Annotated in this window: 11 protein-coding genes and 2 tRNA genes; 2 read left to right on the forward strand and 11 right to left on the reverse strand. The window is 31.5% G+C overall.

What is annotated here, in order from left to right:
* Nucleotides 1–117: 117 nt before the first annotated feature.
* The 5 genes from GvMRE_RS04235 to GvMRE_RS04255 all read right to left on the reverse strand — a co-directional run bounded on the left by GvMRE_RS04235 (nucleotide 118) and on the right by GvMRE_RS04255 (nucleotide 4,533).
* Nucleotides 118–1,164, reverse strand: coding sequence for a CBS domain-containing protein (locus GvMRE_RS04235; protein WP_147410033.1), 1,047 nt, complete (start codon nucleotides 1,162–1,164; stop codon nucleotides 118–120).
* Entirely contained in the window at nucleotides 1,164–1,508 is a 345-nt protein-coding gene (locus GvMRE_RS04240; RefSeq protein ID WP_147410034.1) for a ribosome-binding factor A, read from the reverse strand. The genes GvMRE_RS04235 and GvMRE_RS04240 overlap by 1 nt, the downstream gene beginning before the upstream one ends.
* The gene (gene infB, locus GvMRE_RS04245) at nucleotides 1,498–3,321 is read right to left on the reverse strand and encodes a translation initiation factor IF-2 (RefSeq protein WP_172575253.1); all 1,824 of its coding nucleotides are present in this window, start codon (nucleotides 3,319–3,321) and stop codon (nucleotides 1,498–1,500) included. Before infB ends, GvMRE_RS04240 begins: the two co-directional genes overlap by 11 nt.
* Nucleotides 3,305–4,438, reverse strand: a complete 1,134-nt coding sequence (locus GvMRE_RS04250) for a NusA N-terminal domain-containing protein (RefSeq protein WP_147410036.1) — start codon at nucleotides 4,436–4,438, stop codon at nucleotides 3,305–3,307. The genes infB and GvMRE_RS04250 overlap by 17 nt, the downstream gene beginning before the upstream one ends.
* A gap of 19 nt (nucleotides 4,439–4,457) precedes the next feature.
* Nucleotides 4,458–4,533 (reverse strand) — tRNA-Arg (locus tag GvMRE_RS04255).
* A gap of 361 nt (nucleotides 4,534–4,894) precedes the next feature.
* Between GvMRE_RS04255 and GvMRE_RS04260 the strand changes: the two genes are divergently transcribed.
* Entirely contained in the window at nucleotides 4,895–5,881 is a 987-nt protein-coding gene (locus tag GvMRE_RS04260; RefSeq protein ID WP_147410037.1) for a phenylalanine--tRNA ligase beta subunit-related protein, read from the forward strand.
* Nucleotides 5,882–5,948: 67 nt separating this feature from the next.
* On the opposite strand, the gene GvMRE_RS04265 is transcribed toward GvMRE_RS04260, so the two are convergent.
* Together GvMRE_RS04265 and GvMRE_RS04270 are read right to left on the reverse strand one after the other, a co-directional pair.
* Entirely contained in the window at nucleotides 5,949–7,040 is a 1,092-nt protein-coding gene (locus tag GvMRE_RS04265) for a hypothetical protein (protein WP_147410038.1), read from the reverse strand.
* A 1-nt stretch (nucleotide 7,041) separates the two neighbouring features.
* Complete coding sequence (locus GvMRE_RS04270; protein WP_147410039.1) at nucleotides 7,042–8,427, reverse strand: glycine--tRNA ligase; 1,386 nt, start codon at nucleotides 8,425–8,427, stop codon at nucleotides 7,042–7,044.
* Between the two features lie 97 nt (nucleotides 8,428–8,524).
* Here GvMRE_RS04270 and GvMRE_RS04275 point away from each other — a divergent pair, with 97 nt between their 5' ends.
* Nucleotides 8,525–9,214 (forward strand): hypothetical protein, encoded by a 690-nt coding sequence (locus GvMRE_RS04275; RefSeq protein WP_147410040.1) that lies wholly within the window; start codon nucleotides 8,525–8,527, stop codon nucleotides 9,212–9,214.
* Between the two features lie 13 nt (nucleotides 9,215–9,227).
* Here the strand turns inward: GvMRE_RS04275 and GvMRE_RS04280 are convergent, their stop codons facing one another.
* From GvMRE_RS04280 to GvMRE_RS04295, 4 genes are all read right to left on the reverse strand, one after another.
* Nucleotides 9,228–9,680: an SsrA-binding protein gene (locus GvMRE_RS04280; protein ID WP_147410041.1), complete on the reverse strand. Its 453-nt coding sequence runs from the start codon at nucleotides 9,678–9,680 to the stop codon at nucleotides 9,228–9,230.
* A gap of 131 nt (nucleotides 9,681–9,811) precedes the next feature.
* Nucleotides 9,812–9,895 (reverse strand) — tRNA-Leu (locus GvMRE_RS04285).
* A 162-nt stretch (nucleotides 9,896–10,057) separates the two neighbouring features.
* On the reverse strand, nucleotides 10,058–11,926 hold the full coding sequence (locus tag GvMRE_RS04290) for an ATP-binding cassette domain-containing protein (RefSeq protein WP_147410042.1): 1,869 nt from the start codon (nucleotides 11,924–11,926) through the stop codon (nucleotides 10,058–10,060).
* 55 nt (nucleotides 11,927–11,981) lie between these two features.
* Nucleotides 11,982–12,410, reverse strand: a complete 429-nt coding sequence (locus GvMRE_RS04295) for an ERF family protein (protein ID WP_147410463.1) — start codon at nucleotides 12,408–12,410, stop codon at nucleotides 11,982–11,984.
* Between the last annotated feature and the right edge of the window lie 25 nt (nucleotides 12,411–12,435).

The following is a 12,435-nucleotide window of genomic DNA, read 5'->3' on the forward strand; positions in this document are numbered from 1 at the left end:
GTTGTTTTTCTTTTATCTATATGGAAAGTGAAAAAAAATCAATGAAAAAGTATAAATCGAGCAGCAAGGTCTACGAAACTCTGGTGAATTCCAGAGAAGAAAAACCGATAACCTTTGTTAACTTTCCGAGCCTCCTTTTAGAGAGATTTCATTTTCATCGGTAATTTTGCCAACCAAACTTTCCAAAATATCTTCCAGGGTAATAATACCAATGAATTTTTTTTGTTTATCAACCACAATAATTAAATGTTGACAAGTTTTTTGACAAGTCTCAAAAGCAGTATTTAGTTTAGCATTTATCTCAAGATAATTAATTTTTTTTTCAATAAACTCGTGTCAATCATCTTGTTTGTCTTTCATTTTTAAACTAAGTGTTTTAAAATTTAAGATGCCGACTAATGTTCTTTTTTCGGAAAGGACAGGATAGCGAGTATAATGATATTTATAATAAACTTGCTGAATTTCCTTAAAAGTCATTTCTGTAGAAAGTAAAATTACTTTTTTGCGGAGTCTAAAGTGCTTTTCAATAGTTACCTCATCGAAATTAAAAGCGGCTCTTAATAAACGAACTTCTTGGGGTTCGAGAACATTTTCCGCTTCTAAATTTCCTATTAAGCGAATAAGATCCTGTTCTCTATAAGGAGAAAGTTTTTTTTCTTTGATTATCCAACGCAAAGGTCAAGCCATTACTCGGGTAATTAAATTAGCAGAATTAAGAAAAAAAGGATTAAGTATTCGGCGCTTGGCAAATTCTTTTTCAGCGAGATAACGTACAAATATTTCGGTGAAAATAACTAAAAAAAGGATGGTAAATATTTCAATAATTAAATTTCATGCTTCCTTTTCATTAAGAGGAATAATAGGTTTTCCAAAAAAGCCAGCAAAAATAATTCGCGAAATGGCAACATTTAAAAGCACCGATAAGACTGAAGCTCCTACAAAAAGGAAATAGTTATTTTTAATAACGTAAATAAGTTTTTTGACTTTTTTTTTCCTTCGGTTAACTTTCGATAAATCAATTTTAGAAATATCAATATCGGAATATAAAGAAGAAATAAAGTTAAAAAATCCAGTTAAAATTAATAAAAAAACAACAACTACAATACTTGCGACACTGGTTAATACTTCTGTCTGTTTTTCTGTTAGTAATTGAATTTGCGGCATTATTTGATTTTTTGAATAATCTTTTCTAAATCACTAATTTTCTTTAGTCCTTGGTCCAGCAAGAGGGTTATCTTAGGCAAGCGGGCAAATTTTTTTGATTTTGCGAGATGCTTTTTAATGAGCGGCAAGTAATTTTTACTAATAATATTAAGAAATTTTTGGTCTTCTTCATTGGCAAAAACTAAGTAAACTTTTAAGTTTTCGGCTTTAGTGCTTAAAGAACAATAACTAATGGAAAAAAGTGGCAGTTCTTTTTGATGAATTAATTTTTGAGAAATGAAAGCAATTTCTCGGGCATATGCACTTTCTAATCTGGCATGGTGAAAATTGGTTTTAACTAACATCTTCTTCCTCCCAACGATAACTAATAATTTGGTCTTTTTCTTGAAAGTCATCAAATCCTTCTAATACTATTCCACATTCTTGACCTTTCCTCGCTTCACTGGTTTTTTCTTTTTCCACTTGTAAACTTTTAATCTTTCCAGAAAAAATTTTTTGCCCTTGGCGAGAAACATGAACTAAATTATTGCGTTCAATTATTCTGTCGGTTACTTGGCAACCGGCAATATTGCCGACTTTGGAGAAATAGATTATTTTTGTGACTTCGGCTGTTCCTAAAATTTTTTCTACCTGCTTTTTTTCTTTGGTTCTTTTGATTAATTTCTCAAGTTTTTCTTCTACTTCGTAAATGATATCGCTCTGGAACCATTTGAGTTCGTTTTCCTTGAATCTTTGACGAATTTCTTTGCTTAATTTTAAGTTAAAGATGAGCAAATAACTCCGGGTGATTTTCGCTAAGTTAAGTAATTGGTCAGGGATGTTTCCAACTGAACTAGCAATGATTTGAAAAGATAAATCATTAATGGCTTTATTTTCAACTAGGTCAGTAAGCACTTCCAAAGAAGCTTGGGTATCGGCAATCACTAATAAATTGATAACTTTTTGTTTCTCAACTTCGGGGTTTAGCCAAGTAGTTGATTGACTAACCAAATCAATTTCACTTCTTTCTTTTTGGTAATCAGTTAATAATTTACTGATTTTTTTACCTAATTTGTCATCAGAAATAGTTAAAAATTTTTCTCCAACTTCGGCCAGAAAGTCCAAACCAATTACTTGCACCGGGTCGCCAGGAAAGGCTTGGTTAAGGTTTTTTTTTTGAAAATCAGTCATTCTTTTAATTTTTCCTATTTTTCCATTAGTGAGAAGTAAATCTTTTTCTCGCAAAGTGCCATTTTGGACTAGAAGGAGAGCAATTTTCCCTAATTTTGAACTTAATTTACTGTCAATAACCAGACCGCAAGCCGGTAATTGGGGATTGGCTTTTCATTGGCCAATCTCACTTATTGAAAGAATATTTTCGCAAAGTTGGTCGGCATCTTTTTTTTCGCGGACACTGCCAGAAATTCATTCTATTGGAGTTAAACCATACTCCTGCACCTGTGACTTTAATTTAGTTAAATTAGTTTCGTTATCCGTTTCAGAAGGTTTTTTATGATTAAAAAAAACAATTACTGGCAATTGGTATTCGTGAAGATAATTAATGATTTCTTTGGTTTGAGACATTATGCCATTTTTGGCATCAATTACTAATACCACCAAATCAGTTAAGGAAATTCCTCGTTGACGCATTTTAATAAAGTCACTATGCCCTGGGGTATCACAAAAAGTTATTTTCTTTTCTTGAAAAGTTACTTGATAAATGCTGATTTTTTGGGTAATGCCGCCTTTTTCTTCTTTTTGAACTTGACTTCCCCGAATAGTATCTAAAAGAGTAGTTTTGCCGTGGTCAATGTGTCCCATTATGCTAACTACTGGTGGACGAGAAACTAAATTTTCTTGTTGGTTAATTTGGTGAAAATACTCTTCAATAATTGAATCAAAAGAAGAATTTTTTTGCTTCACAACTTTTATTCCGTGACTTTGGCAATAATTTTCAATTAGTTGCGGTGAGAGATTTTGTTCTTGGTTAACAATTATTCCTTTATCCCAAAAGAAGGTGATAATTTGTTTAACAGGAACTTGAAAAATTTGGCTTAAATCAGTTAATTTCAAATTGCCAGCATAAAAAAAGGTTTTATCTTTTATTTCTTGCCAATTTTTGGCAGATAATTTATTTTTCAGTAATTCCAATAATAATTGATTATTGTCCTGGGTCATATTGATGTTTTTCTGGATAAGTTTTGGTTCTTTCTTGTCAATCTCTTTTATCAGGTGTTCAAAGAATAACAACATTTTTTTCCTTTATTTCTTCGGGAGTTTGAATAAGAATTTTGATTTTTAGATAATCTTCAATTAGTTGAATTATTTTGCCTTCTAAAGACAAACTTAAACTTTTTTGTTCTGGTGAAACAACAACTATTAATTCTTTTTTTTCTTGCAATTTGCAAAGATAAAGAACATTTGTTGGTAAAAGAAGCTCGGCAATTAACTCGTTTTTATTTTCTTTTCACTCCGCAAATTCAATTCTTTCTTTTTCCATTTCCTTTTTAATAATCCTAACTCTTTCTCCTCCTTTTCCAATGCAAGTGCCTTTCACATTAATGTGTGGATCCTTACCAGACACAATTATCTTACTAATTGCTCCTGGCTGACGTAAAATGTCTCGAATAATTATTTCTCTTTTATTGATTTCGAAAATTTCAATTTCTAATAGTTTGCGCAGAAATTCTTCATCACGGCAAACGAGATTGACAGCATATTCACCCTCCTTTTTCACTTCCTTAATTAAAAATCTTCTTTGCTGTCCTATGTTAGGAGCTTTCTGGGATAGTCACTCATCTTTGTTTCAGTAACCAATTCCTTTTCCTCCCAGTAAACTTACCAAGCAATAGCGAGGATAAACTTCGTGAACTGTTCCTTCCACAATTTTTCCTTGCAAAGGTAAAAATTCTTCATACCATTTCTTTTGCTGGCTTTTTTGCAAGCAAAGGCGAAACTGAGGCAAGATTTCTTCATAAGTAGTTATTTTTTTCAAATCTAATGGTAAAAGCAAGCAGTTTTCTTGAATTTGGGCTTTTTCTTCTTGAAGCAATTCATTTCGGGAAGTGATTTCTTGGTTTGGGTCATTAACTTTCTCCACAATTCGATAAACTTGATAAGCCAAAAACTGTTTTTCTTCCGCATCAAAAGTTACCCGTAACTCTTTTGGGTCGTTAACTTTTTGCTGATAAATTTCTTGAATGGCAGAAATAAACAACTCAATAACTCGGCTTTCTGCAATTTTTTCTCTTTCTGCCAAACTTTTGATTAGTTGATAAGTAGTATTAATATGCATTATAAATAAATTTTATTTTTGGCACGCCTAGAGGGATTCGAACCCCCGATCTTCTGATCCGAAGTCAGATGCTCTGTCCACTGAGCCATAGGCGTAAACTTAAAAATGCCAACGAAACAAAGATTTTTCATTATTATTATATTTTTACTAACTCTATAAATTTAAATAAAGAAAAAGTAATAGCATCCAACAAAGAAATCAAATCCTTATTAGCAAAATTCCTTTTACGGCATTAGATGAACACTCATTATATCTCAATTTAGACCTTAGATTTGGTTGTCCCTTAAAAGAAGTAGATCAGTTTCCAAAGACCTAGTTTTTTAACCCGAGCAGACCAAGGAATTATAAAAAAATGAAAAATTCATTGAATTATTGAATAAGAAAAATTTAAAAGGAGATGCTTTGAAAATTGTTTAGAATACTTATAAAAAAATAAGTTATTAGAAACTATATTAAATGTATATACCTTGAAACTGGCTAAAAAGTCACCTTATTTTTCCTGAAAATGCTCAACCGCAAAAAATTGCTGAAAAATTGGCTGAATTAGGGCTAGAAACTGAAATAGTAGAAAAAAATTGACAATTCACTCCTTTACCAAATCGCTTAGACCTTTTTTCTTGATGGGGAATTGCCCAAGAAATAAGTATTTTATTAAATTATCCTTTAAATTTACCATTAACAAGCCAAAAAAAACTAAATAATTCAACTAAGCAAGAAACAAGTTGAGGTAAAATCACTATCAATACTTCTCATTGTTCCCAAATTAAACTGGCTTTAATTCAAAATGTCAAAATTAACCCTTCACCACAACGAATAAAAGATTATTTGGCTAGTAATGGCATTGTCCCAATCAATAATGTCATTGACATTGCTAATTTGGTAATGCTTGAAATCGGTCAGCCTTTACATATTTATGATTATAACCAACTGGCCAGCAAGGAAATTACTGTTCGGCAAGCCCTTGAAAGAGAAAAAATAACCATTCTTTTAGGAAAAACCTTTTCCCTAAGCGTGGAAGATATGGTAATTTCTGCTGGTCAAGAAATAATAAGTTTAGCGGGAATTAGTGGAAGCCAAGCCACAGCAGTAAATAACCAAACTGTTAATATTTTAATTGAAAGTGCTTGCTTTGTTCCTTATGTTATCAAAAAAACCAGTCAGCGTTTAGCAATTTCTACCCAAGCCAGCCAATATTTTAGTAAAAAACATAATTTACCCTTTGGCAACTATGCTTTGGGTCGAGCAATTGAGTTAATTAAAGAAATTTGTCCAGAAGGAAAAGAGCAAATAATTAGTTGAACAAAAGAAGAAAAGCAGAAAAATAAAAAAATTATTACTATTAACCAAGAATTTATTGAAAAAAAGTTAGGAATGAAATTAGACTCAGAAAAGTTAGAAGAAATTTTAAATCGCTTACGCTTTCCTTTCAAAAAAGATAAATAAAATTTAAGTAAAAAAAGTCATTTTATTTTTAATTACTTTAAGTAAATTCTACTAATTTTAGTAAAAATTAAGGTGATTTTCATCATTTTTCAAATTCTTTATATTCAGAAGAGTTAACAATTATTTCTTTAATTTCTTTGGTCAATTGAGTGTGTTCTTTTACTCATTCAGGGTATTTTGGCTTGGTTAATTTAAGAGGGTCGGTGGGGTCATTTCTTTCTCCTTCTCCGCTGCTTTCGCATTGGCTTAATATCATGCCTCTTTCACCCATTTTTCAATCGTCCATATTTATTACTTCTTGAACCGCATGGGCTAATTCGTGAGCAATAGTATCAATTAAACTATCAAAATCTATAATTAAAGAGTGGATGTTAGTTACTTCGCCTTTGGAATTTCTTTCAATCTTAAAGATAAATTTATCCATACTGCCATTTTTTCCATTATTCAGCAAATACATTTGGTTAAGTTTGATTATTATTGGTAAGCGAGTTATTTTTTTACCGTCTGGCGTAAGTGGAATATCTTTATCGTCTTCCGGAGCTCCGCAATTACCCATTTCGGATACTTTTCCGGAAGCTCAGTTAGGTTCAATATAAAACTTTCCAAAACCTTTAAAATCGACTTCGGGTCGGGATAGTCCTTTTTTGGTTAAAAAGCGGTGAAAGAAAGTTTTAATAAAATCATTAAAGCGAGCATTAACTCCTTGGTCTTGGTCTAACTTAAAAGTCATTGATTCTCAGTTTTTTTGGATTTCATGTAATTTTACGTTATCAGCAGTTTCTTTTTCTATTTTATTTCAATATTCACCGATTTTAATTTTAATGTCGTAAAACTCCTTTCACGCTTGCTGAAATTCTTTTTCTAGTTTTTCAGTTTTTTCGTTTTTTTGTTCCCAATTAGGAATTTTTGGTGGTTCATCACGAGGGATGCTACCTTCGCCTTCTTTTAGCGTATTATTAAGAAGTTTATTATAATATTCCTTATTATATTGAGTTTCCTGCTTTAATTGTTGGATTACCTTTTCAAAATTCTTAATTTGCGTGTTATTTTGCTCGGTTGAATGATTTTTCTTTCAATGGCGATAAATGAGATAACCGCCACCAACTAAACCTGCTAACAACAAAATACTAATTATTCACTTATTAAAGATTTTTTTCATATTAAATTTTTATTAACTTTTTTCAGCATTCTTGATATTTTTGATTGAGAAATTGACTTAATTCCTGTTCCTGGCAAGAAAAGCGAAATTGCTCTCTGCTGTCTCTTTCCCTAACTGTTATTGTTTCATCATTTAGAGTTTGGTCGTCTACTGTTAAACAGTAATAAGTGCCAATGGCATCTTGATAATGGTAACTTTTGCCAATGCTATCAGTTTCTTCATAAATTACGGAAAAATTAATTTCGGTTAATAATTTTTGGTAAATTTGCTGGGCTTTTTCCCGCAATGATTTTTTTCAAGGAATAACTGCCACAAAATAAGGGGCTAAAAGAGGATGTAATTTTAATACTTCTCTTTTTTTTTCTCCTTTGGAATTTTTTACGGTTTCTTCTTGGTAAGCATCTTCCAAAATGGCTAACATTAATCTTTCAACACCAAAAGATATTTCAATTACATGAGGAGTTGTTCCTTCTACTTTTAATTTCTCTCCTGATTTTTCGCTATGATTTTTTAAGTCGTAATCTCCACGGTCGCTAATACTGCATAATTCCCCTTCACCAAAATGATATTGAAAATATAAGTCTGTGGTTTTTTTAGCGTAATGCGGTAATTCTTCTTGGCTAAGTGCTTTTTTTTGGGCTTTTTTTTTATCATTGACAAGCAAACTAGTTAAGAAACTTCAGGCTTTTTGGTTTCAGTATTCTCATCATTTTTCTTTTTCTTCAAGAGAGCAAAAAAATTCTAACTCCATTTGTTCGAATTCTCGAGTGCGAAAAATGCCATGGTGGAGGGTAATTTCATTGCGAAAACTTTTCCCAATTTGTCCCACCCCAAAAGGTAATTTTTTTCGAATGCTTCTTTGAATTGCTGAAAAATTAATAAATATTCCTTGGCAAGTTTCTGGGCGAAGGTAAACAATATTTTCCTTTTTTTGATTAGTTATTTGTAAGTCACTACTTAAAAGCAAATTAAATTGTCGTGGGTTGGTGAATTCATTTTTGTCGCAGGAAGGACAATTTTGCTTAACAATATATTCGCTCTTGTTCTCTAAGGCTAGAAAATCATTAAATTCTTTAACAGAAACTAAATTATCTAAACGATATCTCTTTTTACATTTGTTGCATTCTACAAGCCAATCATGAAATTCTTTTAAATGTCCTGAGGCTTCTAATACTCGTGGGTGAGTAAGAATTGAACTGTCTAAACTTATGTTATAAGGCTGAGAAGTGATAAAATATTTTCACCATAAATCCTTTAATTTTCTTTTCAATTCAGCACTGTTTGGTCCGCAATCCCAAGACTTCGCTAGCCCTTGGTAAATTTCTGCATTAGGGAAGAAAAAACCATAATTTTTAAGATAACTAGTAATGTCTTTGGCTTTATTCATTTCCTTATAAATAAATTTTTAAGTCTTTTTTTGTACTGTTTTTCTTTCGCATTTGATTGAAATCTCCAAATTTGTCACTATGAGTTAAAATACTTATATGAATATAAAACCAGGAAATTTAGATTTAGAGAAAATTGAAGGTGAAATCAAAAAATTTAAACTAAACGAGGATTATACCGTTTCGGATAATGAAACCGGCACAATTACTTATACTATAAAATCAGAAAAAGCCAAGAAAGAATTACGTTTAAAAGTTTTTGGTTCGGAAAAAGACGAAATAGACGTAGTTATTGCTCGGGGAAAAGGAAATTGTGGCAGTTTTGGTAAACCATATTATCATTACCAAGAGGCAGAAGAAGGACCTGATTATTTTACCATAGAAGGTGGAGAAGATAAGAGAAAAAAAGATGCTGAATGAAAGGAAAATAATGAAAAAGAAAAACAAGAAGACGTAAAGTGAAAAAGAGAAAGAGAAAAATGATTGAAAGAGCTGGATTCGCCAGATAATAAAAAAGTGAGAGAATATTGTTTTTCTTGCGGCAAAGAAATTAGAAAAGCCGATTTACCGAAAGACATGCCAACTATTACTCGAATAAAAATTACCGAAAAAGGGCAAGAGCTAGCATTTTGTTCTCTTGAATGTTGCAATGATTATAAAAAGAAAGAAACTAATGAACTAGAAAACAAGCAAAAACTAAATAAATTTTCTCCATTATTAATATTCGGCTTTTTAAGTATTGCTATTTTCCCAGTTATTTATCTTTTGGTGAAAAAAAAGAAAAAATAATTTTTGTCTGCTATTAGTCATATTCTCGTCTTTGTAGTTTTCTTTTAATTTCTTTATCTTTAATATCTCTCTTTATCTGGTATTTTCTTAAAGTTTGTACCAAGGCAATTTCCGTTTTGGCTCAACCTCTTTCATTAATAAATACTCGTAAAGGAATTAAATTATAATGTTTAGTTTTTATTTGGGTAATTAAATGCTTTATTTCTTGCTTTTTCATTAATAATTTGCGAGGCTTTTTGCTAATGTTATCAGGTTGAGAAAATTGACTAGCATAACGGTAGGGGGAAATAAAAGTTTTATGAAGAAACAATTCACCTTTATAAGGCAAAATATAGGCATCACTAATGGAAATCTGATAGTTACGAATTGCTTTAATTTCGTTGCCCGTAAGTTGAAGACCAGCAGTTTTTTCTCGACTAATAATTTTGAATTTATGAGTATTTTTTCGTTGAGTGATAATTTTCATGTTTTATTCATTTGGTGTGGGTCAAGGGACTCGAACCCTTACGCTTTAAAGGCACAAGAACCTCATTCTTGCATGACTGTCCAATTCCATCAGACCCACTTTTTAACTTTATTCTTATTTATTATTTTATCTGGTGTGGACCGAGGGACTTGAACCCTCACGCATAAAAGCACTGGATTTTAAGCCCAGCATGACTACCATTCCATCAGATCCACTCTATAAGCAAATTTTTAACATAATAACATAAAAATTTATTTATAGCAAGGAGGTGTGGTTAAGTGGTAGAATAACAGTTTCCAAGTCTGAAGACAGGGGTTCGATTCCTCTCGCCTCCGCCAATATTCAAACAAAGATTTGTAAAAACATTATTCTTTTATTTATTTTTTTTCTTTTCCTAGTAATTCTTCTTTTTCCAACTTAATTAGTCTTTCTCCTGTGAATTGATAAACTTCATTAATATATTGGAAAATATCATAATGATGGTCAATCACAATAATTGTTTTGTTTTTTAAGTGAGAAAAAATATTAGTGAGAATCTTTACTTTTAAATCTTTTTGGACATTGCTTAAAATTTCATCAAAAATATAAATGTCATAATCTCGCACAAAAATGCGCATGGTAGCAATTTGTTGTTTTTGTCCTTCGGAAAGGTCACCGCCTCTTTCTTTAAGTTTTGTTCGGAAGTTTTGGGGCAAAGTTTCAATAAATTCTCAAATCCCGACACTCTTTGCGGCATGAGTTAATTGTTCTAATTTTTCCTCATTATACTCATTTTCTGCTGAAGAATAAGGATAAAAAACATTCTCAGCAATCGACATTTGGAAAAACCCCGGTCGATTAGTTAAATAACAAATTCGTTCGTGAAGATTTTTTGTGTCAATGTCTTGGATATTCTTCCTGGCAATAGTTATTTCTCCTTCACGCAGGTCGTAAAGTTTCAATAAAGTTTTGGTTACTGTGCTTTTACCAATGCCGTTTTTTCCGGCAATCCCATAACTTTTGCCTTGATAAAAACAAAAAGTGAAATTTCGTAAAATAATGTTATTTGGTCGAGCAGGATAAGCAAAAACCACTTTTTTGAAAGCAATATCACCGTTTTCGAAGGGTAAATTAGCAGGGAGAGTTTTTTTTTCTTCATGAAGAGTTTTCACGCTTTCCATTACCAAGGATAAATCACCCGAAAGGTCATCTAAATTTGCACTCGCTTGGACCATTTTTTCTACCTCGCCTCGCAAATCAGAAACAGTAGCGTGAATTAGAGCAAAAGTGACAAAGAAAAAAAGTTGATTTTCGGCGGGACTAGGAACCAGCCAAAAAGTGGAAAGACCCGAGAGTACGATAAAGAAAATATTAATGTTCGGAATTAAGATAAATTGAGGGATTGCTTGAAAAAACACACTCCATAAAAGAGATTTTTTGTTTTTTTGAAAATTACGGTCCAGTAATTTATTTAGTTTCTTTTGTTCGCAATTCTCACCTGAAGTAGTTTTGATATACTCCAAATTATTAATTCTTTCAAAAATATGACGATTTTCTTTTTCGTAGCGGTGTTTTTTTGCAATATTTAATTTCGTGGCTCGCTTGAAAAGGAAATATTGAATGGCAAAAGTGACTGCAAAAAGAAATAAAACTACCAAAGTAAAACGTAAAGGAAAGCCATAATTTCTCGTTCGAGCAATAAAGTCAAAAGTACAAAGAAAAATTAGGGAAGTAAAAACATAAAATCCACGATTGACAATAAACCAAGTATCCCGAGCCACTCGGTCCAAAAGGGTAAATTGAGTAAATAAATTTCGAGAAACCTGGAAAGAATGAGGATATTTGGCTTGAATAAAATGTCGAAATAAATCTTTGGTTAAGTCATTTTCTATTCGTTCGTAGGAATAATTCATCCAGTAATAATGTAAAAGAGAAAATATTCCTTTACCAATTAGTGATAAAAACAGAAAAGATAAGAAAAATCCTCAAAAGCCTATTCCTTCGACCAAGCGGCCAAAGGGGAAAAAACTAAAATTAAATCCTTTGTAATCTAAGATAGACATATGCGGTCTCTCCGCAAACGCTTCTTTCAAGTTCAAGCGAATATTAAAGTTAATTATAGCAGTGATAATGGCCAAAAAAACGTTAAAAAGAAACAAACTAAGATTATTTTTGACAATATTACAAAAAACCAATCAGAGTAGTTTAAATTTACTTTTTTTTTTTTGTTGAATAATTGCGGGCGTGAAAATGGCAGCCTGAGGCATATTAGAGTATTATTATTTATTTTACTCCTTTTAGTTAATTAATTAGCAAAAAACTTTACTTGGCAGTCCCTCATTTGTCAGGGTCAATGTCGTCAGTAGCTGGCAACAAGAAGAATTTGCTGAGAAAATATTTGATAGCATAAGTATCGGCTGCTCCTTTGGCTTTAGCCAAGTCTATATTCTGCCCACATGCTCAAAATTCTTCAATTATTTTCTCTTCTGGCTTGTCAATATCAATTATTTCCATTTTTTTGGTGTATTTTACCACGTGTTCTTTTTCCAGTTTTTCATGAATAAATCCTTGCTCTTTGCTGTCACTAAACAATAAAATTAATCTTTTTTCTTTTAATAAAGGTCTTAATTTAATTAGTATTTGGGACTCGGTAAAATAGCGATAATTTTGAAATTTATTAAATTCAGTTCGCACCAGTTTAGCCATTTTTGGGTCTTGTTGAACTGCAAAAACTTTTTGGTAAATATTCATAAGTTATCTTTTATATAGATATTTT

The sequence above is a fragment of the endosymbiont GvMRE of Glomus versiforme genome (genome assembly GCF_003546845.1).